This is a genomic window from Paludisphaera rhizosphaerae (assembly GCF_011065895.1).
GTDB classification, from domain to species: Bacteria; Planctomycetota; Planctomycetia; order Isosphaerales; family Isosphaeraceae; genus Paludisphaera; species Paludisphaera rhizosphaerae.
Window position 1 is genome coordinate 13740 of sequence record NZ_JAALCR010000049.1, and the last position, 20363, is coordinate 34102.

The 20363-nt window shown below is 66.6% G+C and carries 24 protein-coding genes; 16 read left to right on the forward strand and 8 right to left on the reverse strand.

Annotated features, from left to right (window positions below; all coding sequences use genetic code 11):
• Position 1 precedes the first annotated feature (1 nt).
• The 5 genes from G5C50_RS30270 (at position 2) to trmB (ending at position 3842) form a co-directional block, all read left to right on the forward strand.
• Positions 2 to 280 carry a hypothetical protein gene (locus G5C50_RS30270; RefSeq protein WP_165075330.1) on the forward strand — a complete coding sequence of 93 codons (279 nt, stop codon included), beginning with the start codon at positions 2 to 4 and terminating at the stop codon, positions 278 to 280.
• A gap of 148 nt (positions 281 to 428) precedes the next feature.
• Positions 429 to 1142 (forward strand): DUF1326 domain-containing protein, encoded by a 714-nt coding sequence (locus tag G5C50_RS30275; protein ID WP_165075347.1) that lies wholly within the window; start codon positions 429 to 431, stop codon positions 1140 to 1142.
• A gap of 107 nt (positions 1143 to 1249) precedes the next feature.
• A complete protein-coding gene (locus G5C50_RS30280; RefSeq protein ID WP_165075349.1) occupies positions 1250 to 1933 on the forward strand; it encodes a hypothetical protein in 684 nt (227 codons plus the stop codon).
• Positions 1934 to 1970: 37 nt separating this feature from the next.
• Positions 1971 to 3056 carry an XdhC family protein gene (locus tag G5C50_RS30285; RefSeq protein WP_165075351.1) on the forward strand — a complete coding sequence of 362 codons (1086 nt, stop codon included), beginning with the start codon at positions 1971 to 1973 and terminating at the stop codon, positions 3054 to 3056.
• Between the two features lie 18 nt (positions 3057 to 3074).
• Entirely contained in the window at positions 3075 to 3842 is a 768-nt protein-coding gene (trmB, locus tag G5C50_RS30290; RefSeq protein WP_165075353.1) for a tRNA (guanine(46)-N(7))-methyltransferase TrmB, read from the forward strand.
• A gap of 73 nt (positions 3843 to 3915) precedes the next feature.
• On the opposite strand, the gene G5C50_RS30295 is transcribed toward trmB, so the two are convergent.
• From G5C50_RS30295 to G5C50_RS30310, 4 genes are all read right to left on the reverse strand, one after another.
• On the reverse strand, positions 3916 to 4089 hold the full coding sequence (locus G5C50_RS30295) for a DUF1328 domain-containing protein (RefSeq protein WP_165075355.1): 174 nt from the start codon (positions 4087 to 4089) through the stop codon (positions 3916 to 3918).
• 80 nt (positions 4090 to 4169) lie between these two features.
• Positions 4170 to 4655 (reverse strand): CsbD family protein, encoded by a 486-nt coding sequence (locus tag G5C50_RS30300; protein WP_165075357.1) that lies wholly within the window; start codon positions 4653 to 4655, stop codon positions 4170 to 4172.
• Between the two features lie 332 nt (positions 4656 to 4987).
• On the reverse strand, positions 4988 to 5374 hold the full coding sequence (locus tag G5C50_RS30305; protein ID WP_165075359.1) for an iron-sulfur cluster assembly scaffold protein: 387 nt from the start codon (positions 5372 to 5374) through the stop codon (positions 4988 to 4990).
• Positions 5375 to 5399: 25 nt separating this feature from the next.
• Complete coding sequence (locus tag G5C50_RS30310) at positions 5400 to 6686, reverse strand: aminotransferase class V-fold PLP-dependent enzyme (protein WP_206107922.1); 1287 nt, start codon at positions 6684 to 6686, stop codon at positions 5400 to 5402.
• 875 nt (positions 6687 to 7561) lie between these two features.
• Here G5C50_RS30310 and G5C50_RS30315 point away from each other — a divergent pair.
• The 4 genes from G5C50_RS30315 to G5C50_RS30330 all read left to right on the forward strand — a co-directional run bounded on the left by G5C50_RS30315 (position 7562) and on the right by G5C50_RS30330 (position 10678).
• Entirely contained in the window at positions 7562 to 8314 is a 753-nt protein-coding gene (locus G5C50_RS30315; protein ID WP_165075361.1) for a TorD/DmsD family molecular chaperone, read from the forward strand.
• A gap of 38 nt (positions 8315 to 8352) precedes the next feature.
• Complete coding sequence (locus tag G5C50_RS30320) at positions 8353 to 9501, forward strand: acyl-CoA dehydrogenase family protein (protein WP_165075363.1); 1149 nt, start codon at positions 8353 to 8355, stop codon at positions 9499 to 9501.
• Positions 9502 to 9810: 309 nt separating this feature from the next.
• Entirely contained in the window at positions 9811 to 10041 is a 231-nt protein-coding gene (locus G5C50_RS30325) for a LapA family protein (RefSeq protein ID WP_165075365.1), read from the forward strand.
• A 40-nt stretch (positions 10042 to 10081) separates the two neighbouring features.
• A complete protein-coding gene (locus G5C50_RS30330) occupies positions 10082 to 10678 on the forward strand; it encodes a hypothetical protein (protein ID WP_165075367.1) in 597 nt (198 codons plus the stop codon).
• An 18-nt stretch (positions 10679 to 10696) separates the two neighbouring features.
• On the opposite strand, the gene G5C50_RS30335 is transcribed toward G5C50_RS30330, so the two are convergent.
• The 4 genes from G5C50_RS30335 to G5C50_RS30350 are packed head-to-tail and all read right to left on the reverse strand — an operon-like array spanning position 10697 to position 13583.
• A complete protein-coding gene (locus tag G5C50_RS30335; protein WP_165075370.1) occupies positions 10697 to 12016 on the reverse strand; it encodes a sulfatase family protein in 1320 nt (439 codons plus the stop codon).
• A gap of 15 nt (positions 12017 to 12031) precedes the next feature.
• On the reverse strand, positions 12032 to 12229 hold the full coding sequence (locus G5C50_RS30340; protein WP_165075373.1) for a hypothetical protein: 198 nt from the start codon (positions 12227 to 12229) through the stop codon (positions 12032 to 12034).
• Complete coding sequence (locus G5C50_RS30345) at positions 12226 to 12711, reverse strand: Minf_1886 family protein (protein ID WP_165075375.1); 486 nt, start codon at positions 12709 to 12711, stop codon at positions 12226 to 12228. The genes G5C50_RS30340 and G5C50_RS30345 overlap by 4 nt, the downstream gene beginning before the upstream one ends.
• A complete protein-coding gene (locus tag G5C50_RS30350) occupies positions 12708 to 13583 on the reverse strand; it encodes a PSP1 domain-containing protein (protein ID WP_206107923.1) in 876 nt (291 codons plus the stop codon). Before G5C50_RS30350 ends, G5C50_RS30345 begins: the two co-directional genes overlap by 4 nt.
• Before the next feature lie 162 nt (positions 13584 to 13745).
• Here G5C50_RS30350 and G5C50_RS30355 point away from each other — a divergent pair, with 162 nt between their 5' ends.
• From G5C50_RS30355 to rpsI, 7 genes are all read left to right on the forward strand, one after another.
• The gene (locus G5C50_RS30355) at positions 13746 to 13964 is read left to right on the forward strand and encodes a Trm112 family protein (protein ID WP_165075378.1); all 219 of its coding nucleotides are present in this window, start codon (positions 13746 to 13748) and stop codon (positions 13962 to 13964) included.
• A 126-nt stretch (positions 13965 to 14090) separates the two neighbouring features.
• Positions 14091 to 15536, forward strand: a complete 1446-nt coding sequence (locus G5C50_RS30360) for a trypsin-like peptidase domain-containing protein (protein WP_165075381.1) — start codon at positions 14091 to 14093, stop codon at positions 15534 to 15536.
• Between the two features lie 27 nt (positions 15537 to 15563).
• Positions 15564 to 15839, forward strand: a complete 276-nt coding sequence (locus G5C50_RS30365) for a hypothetical protein (RefSeq protein ID WP_165075383.1) — start codon at positions 15564 to 15566, stop codon at positions 15837 to 15839.
• Between the two features lie 30 nt (positions 15840 to 15869).
• A complete protein-coding gene (locus G5C50_RS30370) occupies positions 15870 to 16274 on the forward strand; it encodes an HNH endonuclease (protein ID WP_165075384.1) in 405 nt (134 codons plus the stop codon).
• A gap of 146 nt (positions 16275 to 16420) precedes the next feature.
• Positions 16421 to 19039, forward strand: a complete 2619-nt coding sequence (alaS, locus tag G5C50_RS30375) for an alanine--tRNA ligase (protein ID WP_165075387.1) — start codon at positions 16421 to 16423, stop codon at positions 19037 to 19039.
• A gap of 166 nt (positions 19040 to 19205) precedes the next feature.
• Positions 19206 to 19757, forward strand: coding sequence for a 50S ribosomal protein L13 (rplM, locus tag G5C50_RS30380; protein WP_165075389.1), 552 nt, complete (start codon positions 19206 to 19208; stop codon positions 19755 to 19757).
• A gap of 87 nt (positions 19758 to 19844) precedes the next feature.
• Positions 19845 to 20249: a 30S ribosomal protein S9 gene (rpsI, locus tag G5C50_RS30385; RefSeq protein WP_165075391.1), complete on the forward strand. Its 405-nt coding sequence runs from the start codon at positions 19845 to 19847 to the stop codon at positions 20247 to 20249.
• Positions 20250 to 20363 lie beyond the last annotated feature (114 nt).

The window sequence follows — 20363 nt, forward strand, 5'->3', positions numbered from 1 at the left end:
GATGACCGAGAAGAAACCGGCGGTCACGACGATCAAGGCCGAGTCCGAGGTCGAGGCGGCGGTCGAATCGACTCCTGAGTCCTTCGGCCCCCTTTGCCGCCATATCCGGAGCAAGGGGATGTACGTCTACACGGACGTCCCCGAACACGAAGGCCACGCCGACTACGACAACACGATCTTCTGGTGTCAGAAGACCCTCAAGGACATCGGTCCTGACCAGGGTTTCGTGGGCCGCGAAGACTGCTGCGCGACATCCCGGCGCTGCTACGAGATCGACTGACCTGACGCTGACCGCGGCGGGCGTCGACGCCGGGCTTCCCATGCCGGTATAATCACCCGAGGAGAATTGCGATTTCGCGTCGGGACGATGGTTCGCGGATCGTACCGCGGCCCCGTTGGGATCGGCGGATAACCGGAGAGATCCAATCATGCTCGTCTGCGCCCTGGCCGTTCTCGGGTGGCTTCCCCCCGCGACCTCGCCCGCCCCGTCGACCCCGAACCGGGTCGCTGGAGACTACGTCGAGGCCCGCACCGCCGACGTCTACACCGGCCCTTGCTTTTCCAACGCCGAGGTCTTCATCACCGGCCACCAGGCGGTCATGGCTTGGAAGGTGAATGAAGGCTCGTGGAAGGGCGTGGATCTGAAGGGTCTCTCCGTTGCGGCCGCCGTCGTCGGCACTTCGACGTTCTCGCAGGACGACGCCTCGGCGGCGAAGGCCGTCGTGATCGTCGACGACCAGGCCACGACCGCCCAGCGCGACGCGCTGGTCGCGATGGCGAAGGAACTCGGCGGCGATCGGCTCAAGAACATCGTGGCCGTGCGAAGGTCGCCTCTGCTGATCACGGTTGAAGGCCACGAAACGGCCTCGCATTCGGCGGCCGACGCCCATGCAAACCACGGCATGCCCCACGCTCCGCAGGCTCTCGTCTCGGCCCCCGGCCTGGCCGAGATCCTCACCCGGCCGCTCGACGCCGACGATCACGCCTGCGGCAACGAGGTCGTCGCCTACGAACCGCTCTCCAGCGGCGTCCAGGCGCTGCCCGCCTACACCCGCCGCCACCGGTATGAGGGCGGCGAACTCGAATCCCGCTGGAACGACCCGAACTGCCGCAGCAGCTTCGTTGGACGTTTCTCGCACTGAGCGGGGCCGTTCCCGCTAGGAATTCCCGAACGAGGACGGCTTCCCAAGGCGGACGCCGTCCTCGTCTTCTTACATCCTTCCCGAGAGTTGATCAGATGGGGGTCGGAATGTCCCTGAGATTCCTGGTCGTCCTCGTCCTGGGGACGGCGACCACGGCGGCCGCGCAAGACTCATACAAGCTCGAAAAGCTGAACGACGGCCCTCCCGCCGGTCTGGCCCCTGCGATCAAGGAAACTCTCGAAGCCGGCGGATATCGCGTCCTGGATCCACAAGGCGCCCCGCTGGTCGACGTGTGGCTTCGCAAGGCCGCGCCGGCCACTGGCGAGCCCGCCGGCTCCAAGGGAGCCATCCTCTACCCGGTCCTGACCGACGGCGAGTTGCTCGGCGTCGTCAAGTACGCCGCCGAGGCGGGCGACTACCGCGATCAGACGATCCCTCCGGGCGCCTACACCCTGCGATACGGGCTCCAACCGGTGAACGGCGACCACCTAGGCGTGAGCGTCAACCGCGACTACGCCCTGCTGCTGCCAGCGGCCAAGGACCTCGAACCGGCCGACCTGCCCCGGAAGAAGCTCGAACAACAGAGCGCCGAGTCAGTCGGGACCTCACACCCCGGCATCTTGATTCTGCTGGCTCCCCCCGACCCCCTTCCCGAGGGGCCGAGCATGGTCAACGACCAGATGCTCAACACCTGGGGCGCGGTTCTGAAACTCCCGCTCAAGGTCGAGGGGAAGCCGGAGCCCGTGGTCTTGCCCTTGCAACTCGTCGTGGTCGGGGCGAAGACGGATTGAACTAGGCGTCGGTTGAACGACGAAGGGCCCCCACGCCATGCGAGACCTGATGCGGCGGCTGATCGAGTCCCTGGAGACGGGCCGTGAAGTCCTGCTTTGTCGCGTCGTGGCGACGCGAGGCTCAACCCCCCAGAAGGCCGGCGCCGCCATGCTTCTGACCCCCGACGGCGGCCAGATCGGCACGCTGGGCGGTGGCTGTGTCGAGGACGAGGTCAAACGCAAGGCGGCCGGTCGAATCGGCCGCGACGGGGCTGAGCTTTATAGCTTCGTCCTCAACCACGACTACGCCTGGGCCGACGGCCTGATCTGCGGCGGCAAGATGGTCATCCTGGCCGAATGCCCCCGCGGACCGAACCATCTCGCCTATCACCGGGCCTATCTGAGCCTGCTCGACGCTGGTCTCGGCTTCACGGAGGCCGTCGTCCTGGACCCGGAGAAGGCCGGTGCGTCGGCGGTCGGCGATCGGTTCCTCTTCGACCACGACGGTTCCCTGATCGCCTCGCTCGACGACAGCGAGCCCCCGGCCGCACTCGTCGCGGGCCTGCCTCCTCTCGGCCATCGGCCCCGGCCCTCGGAGGCTGCGGGCGTGGCCTACCTGCCGACGACGCCGCGCGTCCGGCTGATCGTGATCGGCGCGGGGCACGTCGGCCAGGCGGTAGCCGAAATGGCGGCCCGCGTCGACTTCGACGTCTGGGTCGTCGACGACCGCGCCCAGTACGCCAACCGCGAGCGGTTCCCAACAGCCCGCCGGCTGGTCGTCGGTCCGATGGCCATCGTCCTCCCCGAGTTGGAAGTCACGCCCCACACCTTCGTCGTGATCGTCACCCGAGGTCACGGGCACGACCAGGAAGCCCTTCAGCACATGGCGCCGACCGCCGCCTCATACGTCGGCCTGATCGGCAGCAAGCGAAAGATCCGGCTGATCTTCGACGCTCTCCTGGACGCCGGGCTTTCCGAGGAGACCCTGGCCCGCGTATCAGCCCCGGTGGGTCTGGATATCGGGTCGGAGAGCGTGGATGAGATCGCCGTGAGCATCGTGGCCGAGTTGATCGCCCGGCGCAACCTGGGTGCGGCCGCCTCCCAGGCGGCCGGCGAGAGCGCTCGAGTGCTTGAGACTCGGTGATCGGAAGGAAGTCGCACGATGCCGTCGAACGAGATCGAGGAGGAATTCGGCGTCCCTATTCCGGGACGGATCCTTCCCGCCGATCAGTGGGCGCGAACGGCCGTCAAGCGGCTGCCGGAAACGGGCCCGCTCAACTTCGCCGAGGTCTTTGGAAGGGTCGCGCCGTTGGTCCTCGACCTTGGCTGCGGCAACGGCCGGTCCACCTTGCTGAGCGCTCTGGCGCGTCCCGACGTCGACCACTTCGCCATCGACGTCCTCCCGGTCGTCATTCGCTACGCCACCCGTCGCGGCAATCAACGCGGGCTCTCCAACGTCCGGTTCGCGGTGAAGGACGCCGAGACCTTCGTGAGCCGCTACGTCGGCGACGCCGCCGCGACAGAGATCCACCTGTATCATCCCCAGCCCTATCACGATTCACGGCAGGCGCACCGACGGCTGGTGACCCCGCGATTCGCCGCCGACGTTCACCGAACCCTCGCCCCTGGCGGCCTGTTCGTGATCCAGACGGACAACCCGGACTACTGGGCCTATATCACCCGCCTGCTCCCGCACTTCTTCAGCTTTGAGGAACATCCGGCCCCCTGGCCCGACAGCCCCCGCGGCCGCACCCGTCGCGAGATCATCGCCCTTCAGCGCGGGCTGAGGGTGTTTCGCGGCCTCGCCCGAAGGCGAGACGAGGTCGATCCCGCCCAGGCGCTGGAGATCGCGAGCAAACTCCCCTCCCCGACCTTCCGCAGCCGAGGCCCCTGGTGCGACCTCGATCGCCTGGAAAGGGAATCGTCCTGAGTTCAGCGCAAGCGAACGGTCGACCCGAAGGCCGACCGTTCGATGTTCGGAAAGGTCGTCGTCTCGTCGTCGACTATGTCACCTTACGAGCCGCCGCAACTCCAATGGCTATGGCGGCGATGAACATGACGGCGAAGACCAGGGCGATGAACTTGGCGATGTCGGCCGATGCGTTGCTCACGCCGTAGAAGCCGAACGCCGCCGCCAGCATTGAGATCACGGCGAACAGAATAGCCAGGCGTATCATGATCGCAGCTCCTTGTCGTCAGGAGGACGGTTCCAGCCGCCCTCCTCGACTCGAGGAACGGCCTGGAGGCTGCTCGACGATCAGAAGTAACGACGCCGCGGCTCGGGCTGGTGGGCCAGGCTGCTGGTGTAGCCCGCAATGATCCCGGCGAGGAAGCCGACGCCGAAGGCTGCGGCGACCCACTGGACCGGGTTGCGGACGACCATCTCGCGGGCCTGCCCGTACTGTTCGCCCATGACCGCCTGCGCGTGGCTGAACTGGGCCCCGGCCTGGTCGCTGATCTTGCCGTAGCTGTCGCGGAGCCGGTTGGTGGCGTGGCTGGCGGCCTGGCCGACCGTCTCGACGGCGTTGGAGAGCATCGAGGAGCCTTCAGCCAGCAGCGTATCCAGATACTTCTCGATCTGGTCGCGCTTCTCACCGGTCCGTTCCTGGATGCGGCCGATGAGTTGGTCGACGTTGCCGTTGGTCCAGCGGAGGTCGTCGTCGCTGAGCTGGGCCCACTTCTTCTTCACTTCGCCCTTGAGCTGGTTCCACTGACCCTGCAGGTTCTGGAGGTTGACGGCCATTGGTTCATTCCCCTTTGAGTTGAAGACCCGGGCCATTCGTCAGCGAGACCGGCCCGAATTCCTTGGATTCCCGATGTCGAGTCCTCGATCGAAACACGACCCGGACTCGTCCAGCCAGGCGTCCAGTGGCCCTGGCGGTCGGAAGAATGAAATCGCAATCGCCGTGCCATTCGCTCCAGGGAACTCAGCGAGGGCCAAGGCCGGTAGACTGGGTCGAGACCCAGCCCGCGCGAGCCTCAGCACCTCAAGGTCGGCTCGAAGACCAGCCTACCAAAGACCGACTCATCGCGAAGCCAACTGCCCAACAATGGGAACCGTAATCGCGGACCCTCTCAGACCGGGGCGGGGTCGCGGCGCTTGAGAGCCTGCTGGACGGCCTTCCAGCCCAGGAGGCCGCACTTCATACGGGTGGGGGTCAGGGGCATTCCCAGGAGTTTGACCACGTCGACCGGCGTGATCTTCAGGGCGTCGTCGACGCTCGCCCCTTCGAGGTGCTCGGCCAGCAGGGACGTCGCCGCCTGGCTGATGACGCATCCCTTGCCGTCGAAACGGACTTCCTTGATCCGATCGTCGTCCCCCAGCGTCAGCTCAACGTGGATCTGGTCGCCGCAAAGCGGGTTGTCCAGGTCGCATGCGCAGTCGGGGCGCTCGAGCCGTCCGCGGTAGGGGGACGAATAGTAGTGGTCGAGAATCTCTTCGCGGTAGAGCGGGTCGTCCATCGGCGGTTCCTTGGCGACGCAGGGGTCAGCGACGCCGGAGCAAGGTCTTGATCGAGCCGAGTGCGGCGGCCAGGTGGTCGATCTCCCCAACCGTATTGTACAGGGCGAAGCTCGCCCGCGCGGAGGCCGGAATCCCCAGCTTCGTATGCAGCGGCATGGCGCAGTGGTGGCCGGCACGAACCGCGATCCCCGAGCGATCCAGCAGGTGCGAGAGGTCGTGCGGGTGTGTGCCGTCGACCGTGAAACCCACGATCGGCCCTTTCCCCTCCGTCGACGACGGCCCCAGAATCCGGAGCCCCTCAACGGCTCCCAGCACCTCGTGGGCGTGGTTCAGCAGCGTCCGCTCGTGGCGGGCGACGGCCTCGGCGTCGAGCGACTCGATGTAGTCGACCGCCGCCCCCAGGCCGATCACCTCGGCGATGGCCGGCGTGCCGGCCTCGAACTTGTCCGGCAGCTCGTTCCAGACGGCCCGATGCCGCTCAACCCTCAACACCATGTTGCCGCCGCCGAGGACCGGCTCCATGGCTTCCAATAGCTCCCGCTTGCCGTAGAGCACGCCCACGCCCGTCGGCCCGAAGACCTTGTGGGACGAGAACGCGGCGAAGTCGACGTCGAGGGCCGCCACGTCCAGCCGCTCATGCGCCAGGCTTTGCGCGGCGTCGATCAGGACCCGAGCCCCCCGCTCGCGAGCCCGCCGGGCGATCTCCTCGATCGGCGGCCGGATCCCCGTGACGTTCGACATGCCCGTGGTCGCGACCATCCGCACCCGGCCGTCCTCGAACAGCCGGTCGAAGGCGTCGAGGCCGTACTCCAGGTCGTCGGCCAGCTCGACGTAACGCAGTTCGGCCCCGGTCTCGGCGGCGATCAACTGCCAGGGGACGAGGTTCGCGTGGTGCTCCAACTCGCTGACGACGATCGCATCGCCCGGCCGAAGCGCCATCTTGCCCCAGGAACGGGCGACGATGTTGATCGACTCCGTCGTCCCCCGGGTGAAAATCACCTGCGCCGGATCGTCGACTCCCAGGTGCCTCGCGACCTTGCCCCGGGCGTCTTCAAACGCCTCGGTCGCCCGCTCGCTCAGGACGTGCAGGCCGCGATGGACGTTGGCCGGGTAGTCGGCCATGCACTCACGGACGGCCTCGACCACCGACCGAGGTTTGAGCGCCGTGGCCGCCGAGTCGAAGTACCGCAGCGGAACGCCGGGACGCACCTCCTCGCCCAGAGGCGGGAAGTCGGCCCGCACCCGGTCCACGTCGAATCTCTGCACCCGCCCCGTCGTCGCTTCCGCCATCCCCGCCCCCAGACGTTGCATCCTCAAAGTTCCCTGCGATCAATCGACATTCTACACACCGAGCCCAATCCTGCGCAAACCCGCGTGTCGCGCCTTCCCCCCGAGTGCGCCCCGGCCCCCGCATCGCCGAAGGCTGGGCGGCGATCCGACCCATCAACGGCTTCGACGTTGGCTTCGTTTGCCTCGAGGATTCTCCGCCAGACCAAGCGCAACCTTCAAAATTTCAACCTGTTGCGTCCGGAAACCGCGTGGCTTCGTTCGCGCGCCTTTTGACAATCCCAGCTCTTCTCAGTGGTTGCCTTGTTCTGAATGCCGTGCCTTCCTTCACCTGTGGCCCCACCCCGGCGGCCGGCTTCCAATTTGGGTTCGATCGCTCACCGAAAACGGCCACTAGCCACGACGCAACACCTTACTGCAAATCCATTTACTACGACTCAACGGTTTCGCTTCGTTCGTCGAAAACGAGATCCGCGAACACCGTTCAACCTGCGCGGCGCGACGCACCTGGACCTCCTCGTCTTTCAATCCAACCGAGTTTCCAAGGATCACCCGCGTTGCGGCTCACTCCGCCTAGACTCTACTCCCGGTTTGCCTTTTCTGTTCTGCGTCACGAATTCGGGCCCGCGATCAGCCGTAGCGGTTCCCCGCTCGATCGTCCTCATCGGATCGTGAACGTCTTTCAGTGCCTCACGGGACCGTATCCGAGAGCCAGCCTCGGCCGCACGAACCTCGCAGGGGGATTTCATTTCAACCCTCGGACCCAGTTTCTGCTTTTATTTTCTGTCTCAACAGAATAAACTGCAAACACACAAACCGCCGAACGGGCGGGCCGACAATCTTCAGACCGACGAAAGATCCTCTCAAAGTCGGTGGTCGGCGTGTGGGAGACCCGAGCGATGGGCGACGCGAACTGGTCCGACCTGGATGCGATCGATGCGGGGCGCGAGCGGATCTACGGCTTTCTGGGGGCCTTGTTGACGGACCCGGACGCCGGCGAGTGGGGTTGCGCGACGCTTCCGGACGAGCAGGAAGCGGCGATTCAAGCCGCCGATGCGGTGCAAGCCGCCTGGTCGATGCCGGGCTTGGACCTGCGGAGGCTGGTGATCGAGCTTTGCCAGCCGCTGGGGCATCTGAAGGCGGAGTACGATCGGTTCTTCACGAGGTCGCGACTCAACTCTCATTCGCCCCTGGAGATGGATCACCAGAGCGAGTGGCGTCGAAGACATCCGGAGGCGGTCGTCGAGGAGTTGAGACGCGAGTACGAGGCCGCCGGATGCCCGGCGCGGGAGAATCTGCCGGCACGGGCGGATCACGCGGCGAGGGAGTTGGGATTCATGGCCTGGCTGATCGCTCGATCACGGTTCGAGCGAAAAATGGCGGCGTTGGGAGCGTCCACGGCTGAGGCCGTCCGGAGTTGTGATCTTGCCCAACGCGGGTTCTTCGGCCATCATCTCGCCGGATGGCTCCCGGAGCTCGCTGCGCAACTGCGTAGCTACGCGGGCGGGGGGTGCATGGAGGAGTTGGGGCGGTTTTTGACCGCCTGGATCACCGTGGAACGGCATCACCTGGGCGTTCAGCCCCCCACCGTCGAGGCGACGCCGCCGCCGGCCCGGGGACGAAGACGCAGCCCGCAACGGGTCTCGGCCTGAGACGGCGGCCAGGCGAGGAAGGCAAGGAGGTCGGAGCGATGGACTTCGGATACTCGGCGGACCAAAAGAAGTGGTACGACGCGGCCGTCGCATTCGCCCGCGAGCAGCTTGTGGATCCGGACGCCATCGCCCGCGACCAGCGCGGCGAATTCTGGCGCGAAGGCTATGAACGGTGCGCCAGGTTCGGCGCCGCGGGCCTGCCGGTCCCCGCCGAGTTCGGCGGTCAGGGCGAGGAGATTGAGACGGCCGTCGCCGCGATGGAGGGCCTCGGCTACGCCTGCCCGGACACCGGCCTCCTCTTCGCGCTGAACGCCTCGCTCTGGACGATCACGATGCCGATCCTGATGTTCGGCGACGACGCTCAGAAGAAGCGGTATCTCCCCCGCCTCTGCGACGGCCGATCGTTCGGCGCCAACGGCGCCAGCGAGCCCGAGGCCGGCTCGGACATCTTCAGCATGAAGACCCGCGCCGAGCGTAAAGGCGACAAGTGGATCCTCAACGGCCGCAAGGTCTGGATCACCGGCGGCCCGGTCGCCGACGTCTTCCTGATCTTCGCCACCACCGACCCCACCAAGGGGGTCCTCGGCGTCACCGGCTTCCTGATCGACCGCGACACCCCGGGCTTCCACGTCGTCCGCGAGATCCCCAAGCTCGGCATGCGGACCGCGCCGATGGGCGAGTTGGTCTTCGAGGGCTGCGAACTCCCCGCCGAGGCCCTGCTGGGTCGCGAAGGCCGGGGCTCGCGGATCTTCAATCAGGCCCTGGAATGGGAGCGGGGAGCGATCCTCGCCAGCGTCGTCGGCACGATGCAGAGGCAGGTCGACCGCTGCATTCAGCGGGCCCGCCAGCGGAAGCAGTTCGGCCAGTCGATCGGCAAGTTCCAGTCGGTCTCCAACCGGATCGTCGACATGCTGACGCGGGTTGAGACCAGCCGGTACATGGTCTACCGCTACGCCTGGATGAAGAAGCAAGGGAAGGACGCCACCATCGCCGCGTCGATGGCCAAGCTCCACGTCTCCGAGTGCTTCGCCCAGAATAGCTTCGACGCCGTCCGGATCTTCGGCGCCCAGGGCTACACCGTCGAGGAGGGCCTGGAGCGCGACGTCCGCGACAGCACGGGCGGCGTCCTCTTCTCCGGCACCAACGACATCCAGCGCAACATCATCGCCCAGCACCTGCGAATCTGATCGACGTCCCGCCGAAAGCCGCCTCAGAAAACCCGACTCGGGCGCCATGCCCACGCTCGTCGTGGGCCTGCGATCGGCGACGGTCGCACAACAGCCCCACGCCGGTTCACGGCCACCCAAGGGTGGCCGTGACACCCAGGTCTCAATCGAGACCTTGAAACGACTTCCGGCGATATTGATCGATTTCACGAGCCCCTGGCCGGGACCTGCGCGACGGGGTACGCTTCTTGCGGGAAGCTGTGCGTTCCGTCGCACAACGTCTCCACCACGTCACGTTCCCGCGGCCTGGACCGCGGAAGGGGGCTGATCATGAAGGTCCTTCAAGCGCTCTTGCTGCTGATCTTCCTCGGCGCAATCCTCCTCTTCGCCGTGCAGAACACGGAGGCGATCACCGTCGCCTTCGCCAAGTGGCACGTCACCGGCCCGGTCGCCCTGATGGCGCTGGCGGCCTACGTCCTGGGCATGCTCAGCGGCTGGACGGTCGTCTCGTTCTTCTCGCGGTCGCTGCGCGAGGTGACCGAACGTCGGACGATCGAGTGAGCTTCACCGTCGGAATCACCATCGAGAAGGGAGTAACTTGATGAGAGGTCTCAGCCGGGCTGGGTTGGGGTTGTCACTCCTGGCGGTGATCCTGGGGGCGAACGCGGTGAACGCCCAGCAACACGCCGCCCCCCCGACGCCGCTGGCGGCGTCCGACCTGACGTTCCTGGAGGTCGGCAACTCCTACATGATCCAGTTCGCACCGGGGGCCGACCCGTTCGTGATCAAGTCGGCGGAGCTGAGTCGAGTCTCGACGACGACTACAGACGCCGGCGGCAAGACAACGACGGAACTGACGCCATCGACGTTGACCATGACGTACCGCGTCCCCGAGTTCGTCGTGAAGAAGCTGGGGGGCGGCTCGTGGGCGCTCCTGGAATACCCGCTCGACGTCAAGGCCGCAGCCGAGCGCATGCTCGCCCGCCTGGCGTTGAAGAACACGGAGACGATGGCCGAGCAGGAAAAGACCGAAGAGGGCCGGATGCGGATCGCCGAGTGGAAGACCGAGGCCGACCGCCAGATCCCGACCGCCGAGGCCTGGATCAACCTGGCGCACGCAGTCGTCATCGCCCCGCCACTCGCGGATCCGAGGGACCCGCGCATTCAGACGCCCACCATCTCGGTAGAGATCAAATGACGAACTGCGGCCGCCGGGTCACTCCGCCGGCCGCCACCAGGCGTCGATGAGCTTCCGCAGTTCCTCAACCCGCGCCGGCTCGCGGTCGGCCAGGTTGTTCGACTCATACGGGTCGGCGACGATGTTGAACAGCTCGACGGCCGACCCGGGCGAGTTGCGAACCTCGGGAACGATGAGCTTCCAGTCGCCGGCGACGACCCAGCGGTCGCGTAGGCTCGCGGCCGGGTCGTCGAGGTCGGCGACGTCGTGCGTGAAGATCTCGCCGAAGACGGCGGGCCGTTTCGCGACGGCCTCGGCGTCCAGCAGGTTGACCCCCTGCATCTTCACGGGTTTCTCAATCCCCGCCGCGGCCAGGATCGTGGGAGCCACGTCGATCGAGCTGACCGGCTTGTCGCTCACCGCCGGTTTGATCTTCCCTAGGTGGCGGACGATGATCGGCGTCCGCAGGCCGCCGTCGTAGGGCGACTGCTTCGAGCGGACGTCGTACTTGGCCGCGTCGGGGTTCTGGATCCAGCCGTTGTCGGCGAGGTAGACGACGAGGGTGTTTTCCGCCACGCCCTTCTCGTCCAGATGCTTAAGCAAAGCGCCGCAGGTTTCGTCGAACCACTCGACCATCGCCCAGTACTTCGCGACGTGAAGGCTCGGCGTCTTGTCGCGGTACTTGTTCAAAAGGCGGTCGGGGGGCGTGTGAGGCTGGTGCGGCATCATCGGGGCGTACCAGACGAAGAAGGGCTTCGAGGCCGCGACCTCCCGGTCGATGAAGTCGAAGACCGGCGCCATCGACTTCCGGCCGATCTCCAGGCCGACGTCGCCGTGGCGGCCCCCCTTCGCAAGATCGCCGTGGGTCATCCCCTCGGCGAAGCCCCCTTCGCTGAAGTTCCCGCCCCACCACTTGCCGGCCTGGAAGGTCGCATAACCGCGACCCGACAGCAGCCGAGGGATCGTCGGCGACGCCTCGAAGAAGCTCACCAGCCGCTTTCGACCTTCGAGCAGCGCGGGCTCCGACTTGAGCTGAGCGTAGCGGCCAGCCGTTCCGGGCGGATCGTTGCCCGTGACGTGGTGCTGGTGGGCGTACATCCCCGTGATGATCGACGCCAGGCTCGGCGAGCAAAGGCTTGAGGGCACATAGCCGCGACGGAAGGTCATCCCCTCGGCCGCCAACCGGTCGATGTTCGGAGTATGGACCTGGGGATGCCCCATGAACGAGTAGTCGTTCCAGGCCTGGTCGTCTGAGAGGATCAGGACCACGTTCGGCGGTCGATCCGCACCGAAAGCCGCCCCAGCGGACAGAGCAGCGAAAACGACGACGGCGGCGGCGAGAAGGCTGACACGCTTCATGGGCCTTTTCCTCCCTCACCCCTCGGCGGGGCGTTCGGCGTCGGGGACGGTCCCAGCGCGTTCCTGGGGGCGGTAGGAGTCGGTCACGGCCAGGCCGACCAGGAACGCGATCCAGGCCAGAAACAGGACGACGGCGGCCGCGAACCTTCGGCGGTCGCGAGGGTTCACGGCGGGTGCCGGGGCCCCGGTCTCAAGTTCGGTCTCGGTGGTCATGATTCGTCGTCCTCCGTGCTCTCGTCTTCTTCGGGGTCGTCGTCGGCCAGGGGCTTCGGTTGGAAGTCGACGCCGAAGTCGAAGACGTCGTCGAAGTCCTCGCGGCGGTCCTCGGGGGTCTTGTCGAGGTCGCCGGAGGCGATCAGGTTGTAAACGATTTCGCCGATGTCCGACGTGGAGCGCAGGCCCCACTGAGCGAGCACCGGCCCGGCCAGCAGGCCGTATTCGCGCAGGGCCAGCCGACGGGCCGCCAGGCAGACCTGCCGACCGGAGACGTGGCCCGAAGTCGGCTCGGCCTTCGCCTTCTTCGACGAGCGGCCGCGAGAGGTCCGGGCGGCTCGTTCCCGACTCTGCCGCCGGGCCTCGCGGATCTTCCGGTTGCGAGCCAGGTGGAGCGACTCCAGCACGAAGGCGTAGGCCTCCAGCGAGTAGCGAGGGTCTTTGGAGATGACCCGGCCGATCTCGTCACGGAAGGTGCTCATTCGTCGAACCCCGCGTCGGAGTCGGTTTCGTCGTCGGTCTCGGCGTCAGGCCGGCGCGGGCCTCGGGAGCGCGGCTCGACGGACAGAACGTCGGCCGCGGCGATGATGATCCGCCGGCCGTCCTCGAACTCGACCACCAGCCGTCCCGCCAGCACGTCGAGCGCCACCACGCGGCCCCGGCCCTTGGCCGTCTCGACTCGGGCTCCGTTGGGGGGCAGCGTCTTTTCGGCCTCGCGATAGGCGTCGTATTCGTATCTCAGGCAGCATTTCAGCCGGCCGCAGCGGCCCGAGATCTTGGACGGGTCGAGCGTCGTCTTCTGGATCTTGGCCATCTTCATGGAGACGGGAGGCATCTGGCTGAGGTGGGTGTTGCAACAGACCGGCTTGCCGCAGTCGCCGTAGTCGGCCAGCAGCTTGGCCTCGTCGCGAACGCCGATCTGCCGCATCTCGATCCGCGTCCGGAGGGCGCGGGCCAGGTCGCGGACCAGCTCGCGGAAGTCGACCCGCTTCTCGGCCAGGTAGTAGAAGATGATCCGCTCGCGGCCGAAGAGGATCTCCACGTCCACCAGGTTCATTTGAAGCCGGCGGCGAGAGATGAACTCCCGGCAGGTGGCGAAGGCGGCCTTCTCCTGTTCCGGCAGAGTCTGTTCGTGCTGAAGGTCGGCGGCGTCGGCCTCGCGGAGGATCTCGCCAGGCTCGCGCTGCTCCAGCGCCTTGGCGGCGCGGTCGGTGAGCGGACAGAGAACCTCGCCCAGTTCCACGCCTCGGTCGCTGCGGACCACCACGCGACGCCCGCGCGAGTGCTCCGCGCCAGAGGCGTCATGGCATGCGCCCAGGATCCGCATCCGCCCATATCGCACGACGTAACCCATGCCCCGGATTATGACCGCGGGCCGATCCCGACGGAAGGGGAGAACGCTCCTGGAGATCCGGTGTTCCCAGTCCCGTCGAGGTTCGCCATAATACCCGCTCGGGAACCGACCGGGCTCCGACCCGGCCGGCGTCGGAGGATCCGAAGCACAGGACGCTCGACCATGATCAAAGACGAACTGCTGGCCCTCCTGGTCTGCCCTCTGGGCCGCGCCCCCCTGCGGCGCGAGGGCGATTCCCTGGTCTGCACCCGCTGCGGCCTCCGCTACGCGATCAACGACGGCATCCCCAACATGCTGTACGAGGAAGCCGAGCTTCCTGAGGGCGTCAAATCGATCGCCGAGCTCGAATGCGCCAAGACGGCCGACGTGAAGGCGTCCTGACCGCCCGCCCCCTGGCCCGTTTCTTGGGTTGCGGGCGTTTCGTCGCGGCGTGACAATGATGGAACGACGGCGACCGGCGTTCCGTCGCGCGTCGGCGTGCTTGGGCCGCTGGGGGGGGACGGGTTGATGGCGCTTCTGCTCTGCCTGGTCTGTTCGGGGATCGCGTGGCAAGAGGCGCCTCCGACCGCGCCGGCGACGGCCTCCCCGGCGATGGACGTCGTCACGGCGTTCGAAAAGGTCCTTACTGACGTCGTCGCCCGGACCGAAGGCTCGGTGGTGGCGATCCACCGCAACAAGGAAGAGAACGCCCGCGAGACGCAGGCGGTTCGCGGGCGCAACCGCCCCCCCCGAACCGAGGTGATGGAGCTTCCGCTCCAGGCCCGCCTCACCAGCCCCACGGCGATTTCCTTCGATTTCGGCTCGGGCGTCGTGATCGGCGACGAGGGGGAGATCCTCACGACCTTCCACGTCGTCCGCGGCGCGACCACCTTGATCGTCCGAGCGGCCGAACGCCAGGAATTCGAGGCCGAGGTCATCTCCGCCGACCCCCGCAGCGACCTCGCCGTCATCGCCCCGGTCGCCGGCCCTGGCCGGCCCAAACCCCGGCTCAAGCCGATCCCCCTCGGCGACTCCGGGCAGCTCCGCAAGGGGTCGTTCCTGATCGCGCTGGGCAACCCGTTCAACGCGGCGGCTCAGGACGGCCGGGCCAACGCAAGCTGGGGCATCCTGTCGAACATCGCCCGCCAGGCAGCCTTCGACGCCGAGGCCCGCAGCGATCAGCGCCTCGGCCTGCAACTCCCTCACTACCCGACGCTGCTCCAGCTCGACAGCAAGCTGAACCTCGGCATGAGCGGCGGGGCGGTCGTCAACATGAAGGGGGAGTTGGTGGGTCTGACCACCACCGCCGCCAGCCCTTCCGGCTACGACGCGATGGCCGGCTACGCCTTCCCGATGGACGCCATCGGCCGCCGGGTCGTGCAGACGCTCAAGGAAGGTCGTGAAGTCGAGTACGGCCTGCTAGGCGTCCGATACCTGCCCGGCCCGAAGAACAACGTGATCGACGTCGTCACCCCCAACTCGCCGGCCTCTCAGGGAAAGCTCATGCCGGGCGACTCCATCGTCGCCATCAACGACGTCCCAGTGCTGGACTTCGCCTCTCTCATGGTCGCCGTCAGCGCCCACGCCCCCGGCGACAAGCTTAACCTGAAGCTCATCCGCAACGGTCAGGAGTTGGAGAAGACCCTCGTCATCGGCAAGTTCCCCGTCGAGGGCGAGATCATCGCCTCCGTCCGTCCCGCCTCGTGGCGAGGCCTCCGCGTGGATCACCCCAGCCTCATGATCGGCGCCCCCATCGGCATCGTCCCCGACGAGGGCCTCCCCACCGGCGTCGTCATCCGCGAGGTCGAGACCGAATCCCCCGCCGACAAGGCCGGACTAAGGCCCTACCAGTCCATCCGCCAGGTCGGCGACCAATCCGTCTCCAATCCCGCCGAGTTCGCCAAGGCCGTCGCCGGCCTCAAAGGCCCCGTCCGCCTCATGACCGACCGCGGCCCGATCGTCGTCGAGCCGTGAACGGTGACCTCGGAGGAACTTCGAGTCATGTCTGTCGCCCCCATCAGCACCAGCGAAGCCGCGATTTTCGGCCGAATCCTCCAACCCGAGGAAGCCACGCTCAACGCCGCGGCAGCCCGGGCCATCCTCGCTCTCGACTTCGATCAGGCCGACAAGGATCGAATGAGGGATCTCTTGACGAAAGCCAAGAAAGGCGCGTTAACCACTAAGGAAGCGGCTGAGGCTGAAAACTACGAACGCGTCGGCCATGTGCTTTCACTGATGAAATCCAAGGCCCGCCTCTCCCTCAAACGCGAGGAGTGATCTCAACCCCTCCAGAATCCGTGAGGCGGAATGGATCGCAAGCTGGAGAGTTTGGTCTGGGAGCGGGCTGAGGGTCGCTGTGAATACTGCCAGATGTTGGCGAACGACGACGTACTGCCCTTCGAGATCGACCATATCATCGCCGAGCAGCACCAGGGCTCGACTTCCGAAGAGAATCTTTGCCTTGCCTGCTTTGCTTGCAATCGCCACAAAGGACCGAACGTCGCAGGGGTTGATCCCCTTACTGGGAAGGTCGCACCTCTGTTCCATCCTCGACGGCAGCATTGGTCGCGTCACTTTCGATGGCAAGGGGCCGTCCTGACAGGACGAACGGCGAGCGGAAGAGCGACCGTCGTCACATTAGCCATCAACCTCGATTACCGTGTCGACCTTCGTCAAAGCCTGATCGATGAGGGTGTCTTTCCACATCGGTGAGAACGCACGTCTTGTGACGGACGCCTGATCGGTCATCCACCGCCGCCAAGCCGGGTTGTCCGGATCCCCTCCGTCCTGCACAATGGGAGTCTGGCGTCTTTGCGCGCCGCGCGGTCGATCCGTCCTAGACAGTCTGCGGACCTCCCATGAAAACCGACGACCTTCGTGAAGCTTACCTGGAATTCTTCGCATCCAAGGGCTGCGTCCGCAAGCCGAGCGACGTGCTGGCGCCGAACGACCCGACGGTCCTCTTCACGCCGGCCGGGATGAACCAGTTCAAACGCGAGTTCATGGGCCTGGGCGACCCGTCCTTCAAGCGCGCCACGACCTGCCAGAAGTGCATCCGCACCGGCGACATCGAGAACGTCGGCAAGACCCCGCGGCACATGACGTTCTTCGAGATGCTGGGCAATTTCAGCTTCGGCGACTACTTCAAGCGCGAGGCGATTCACTGGGCCTGGGAGTTCCTCACCAAGACCCTCTCGATCTCCCCCAATCGGCTGACCTTCACCGTCTACCAGGACGACGACGAAGCGTTCGATATCTGGCACAAGGAGGTGGGCGTCCCTACCGACCGCATCAAGCGGCTGGGCGAAGACGACAACTTCTGGCCCGCCGGAGCCCCGACTCACGGTCCCAACGGCGTCTGCGGCCCGTGCTCGGAGATCTTCTACCACGGCGACGGCATCGAGGAAGTCGAGATCTGGAACCTCGTCTTCACCCAGTTCAACCGCGTCGGGCCGGGCCAGCTCGAACCGCTGCCGAACAAGAACATCGACACCGGCATGGGCCTCGAACGCGCGGCCGCCGCCCTTCAGGGGGCCAAGTCGAACTTCGAGATCGACCTGTTCATCCCGATCGTCGCCGCCGCGGCCGATGCGCTGGGGATCGACTACGCCAAGGTGAAGGACAGCCTCGACGGCGTCCGCATCCGGCGGGCCGCCGACCACGCCCGGACGCTCTCCTTCTGCCTTCACGAGAACATCCGGTTCGGCCCTGAGAAGCAAGGTTACGTCATCCGCCGCCTGCTCCGCCGGGCCGTGCTCGACGCCTACCAGATGGGCCGCCGCGAGCCCTTCCTGTACACGCTCGCCCCGGTCGTCGCCGAGGCCATGAAGGGCGGCTACCCCGAGATCGCCGACAGCGTCCCGCGCATCCAGCACGCGATCCGGGATGAGGAGGAGCGGTTCCTCCGCAACCTGGAAAACGGGATGCGGCTGCTGAACGACGCGTTCCGCAAGACCAAGGCCGCCGGCTCTGACGTGATCTCCGGGGCCGACGCCTTCGACCTGCACTCCACCTACGGCATCCCCGTCGAGGTCACCGAGAGCCTCGCCGCCGACCAGAATCTGCGGATCGACACGGAGGGCTTTGAATCGGCCCGCGTCAAGTTCGCCGCCGTCTCGCGAGGCTCCACCGAGGCCGCCGACGTCTTCGCCGTCGGCCCGCTCGACACCCTCAAGGAAGCCTACCACCAGGGCTCCGCGTTCCTCGGCTACACGACGACCGAGTCGCCGGCCAGGGTGATCGGCATCCTGGAACAGGGGAAGCTCGCCGACTACGCGCAGAAGTCCGACGGCGGCCCCGCGATCGCCCTGGTTCTCGACCAGACTCCGTTCTACGGAGAGTCCGGCGGCCAGGTCGGCGACGTGGGCGTCATCAAGGGGAAGGACTTCACGTTCCACGTCGAGGACACGAAGAAGGAGAACGACTTCTTCCTGCACCTGGGCCGGGTCGTCGAGGGCCGCGTGGACGTCGGCGCCGAAGCGACGGCGACCGTCGACGCCGGACGTCGCCAGGCGATCCGCCGGGCCCACTCCGCCACCCACCTGCTCCACAACGCGCTCCACAAGCACCTGGGCAAGCACGCCCAGCAGGCCGGCAGCAAGGTGGAGCCCGACCGGCTCCGGTTCGACTTCTCCAACCCGGAGGCCGTCGGCAAGGAGCGGCTCCAGGCGATCGAGGAGACCGTCAACGACCTCGTGATGACGGGTGCTCCGGTCCAGTGGTCCTTGATGCCGATCGCCGAGGCGAAGACGCTGGGCGCGATGGCCCTCTTCGGCGAGAAGTACCCGGAGATCGTCCGCGTCGTCCAGATGGGGGACTTCTCCCGCGAGCTTTGCGGCGGTACCCACCTCGACAGCGTCGGCCAGGTCGGCCTGTTCAAGATCCTCGGTGAAGAGTCGGTGGCCGCCGGCACGCGCCGGATCGTCGCCCTGACGGGCAAGGCCGCGCTCGACTTCATCCGCCAGGAAGAGGCGGCGCTCGGAGACCTTGCGGCCAGCCTGCGAGTCCCCGCCAATCAGGTCAGCGGCCGGGTGGCGGCCCTGCTGGAGGAGGTCAAGACCCTCAAGAAGCAGGCCTCCCAGCGCAAGCCGGAATCCGGCCCCAAGGCGACGGCCGACGACCTGCTCACGAACGCCCGCACGGCCGGCGACGCCGTCGCCGTCATCGCCTCCGTCGAGGCGACCGCCGACGAGATGCGCGTCCTCATCGACGGCCTCCGCCGCAAGCGTCCCGAGGGCCTGGCCGTGCTGCTGGCCGCGGCCTCCGAAGGCAAGGTGCAGCTCGTCGCCGCGTTCTCCAAGGACCTCGTCGACAAGGGCCGGCACGCCGGCCAGTGGCTGAAGAAGGTCGCCCCGGCGGTGGGCGGCGGCGGCGGCGGCCGTCCCGACATGGCCCAGGCCGGCGGCAAGGACCCCGCCAAGATCCCCGACGCCCTCGAACTGGCGTGGACCGTCGTCCGCGAGGAACTCGGGGGGTGACCGAGCCCCGTAAAATCAGCGCGACCGCATCGATCTGCAGTCTTCTCCGGATTCGATGCTCGGTCGTGTTGGTCTTGACGTGCGGCGTACGGTTTGTAACATGGTATTTTTCCCAAGGACTGCGCGGACACGCGTTCCGTTTTTTGCGATTCAGGCGTACCTTTCCATGAAGTGTTACCAGGCGAAGACCGGCGAGCTGTCGCGTCAGTGGTTCACGATCGACGCGGAAGGCCAGGTCGTCGGCCGGCTCGCGGCCCAGATCGCCCCGATCTTGATGGGCAAGCATCGTCCGACCTACACCCCGCACGTCGACACCGGCGATTACGTCATCGTCACCAACGTCGAGAAGGTCGTCTTCACCGGCGACAAGTGGCGTGAGAAGACCTACCAGCGGTACTCCGGCTACCCCGGCGGCCAGCGCGAAGAAGCGGCCTGGAAGCTGCTTGAGCGTCGCCCCGAGCGGATCCTCGAGCTGGCCATCCAGCGGATGATGCCGAAGAACAAACTCGGCCGCCACATGATGGACAAGCTCAAGCTGGTCGTCGGCCCGAACCACCCGCACCAGGCCCAGAACCCCGCCCCGCTGGAGCCCTACTCCGGCCGTCCGGCCCCCGCCGGCGCCATCCTCGTCCCCCCGCCGGTCGAGAAGAAGAAGGCCGCCCCCAAGGCCGAGGCCGCCCCGGTTGAGGAAACTCCCGCCGCCAACGACGGCGAATAAGTCGAATAACAACCCCCGCAGCCGCTCGTCACGGACGGCCCCCGCGCGTCGGAACCCCCAGACCAGCCAGAGGACTCGAGCAAGAATATGTCCGCGACCGCTACCAAAACCTACACCTGGGGAACCGGCCGGCGCAAGACGGCGGTCGCCCGCGTTCGTATCGCCGACGGCACCGGCCAGTTCATGGTCAACGGCATCGACGCCCGCGAGTACTTCCCCCTGGAAGTGCAGCAGACCGACATCCGCGCCCCGCTCAAGGCGACCGAACTGTCGGACCGCGTCGACGTCTTCGTCAACGTGACCGGCAGCGGCAAGCCCAGCCAGTCGGGCGCCGTCGTCCAGGGCCTCGCCCGCGCTCTGAAGGAGTTCCGTCCGGACCTCTACGAGGCTCTCCGCGACGGCAACTACCTCACCCGCGACGCCCGTATGGTCGAGCGTAAGAAATACGGCCACAAGAAGGCCCGTAAGAGCTTCCAGTTCTCCAAGCGCTGATCGCCTGGAACTTACTGGAACCTCCTTCACCCCCGAACCCCGACCGGCCCGCGAAGACCTCTGCGTCCTTGCGGGCTGTGTCTTTTTCGAACGCTACAGGCCACCCATTTTGTT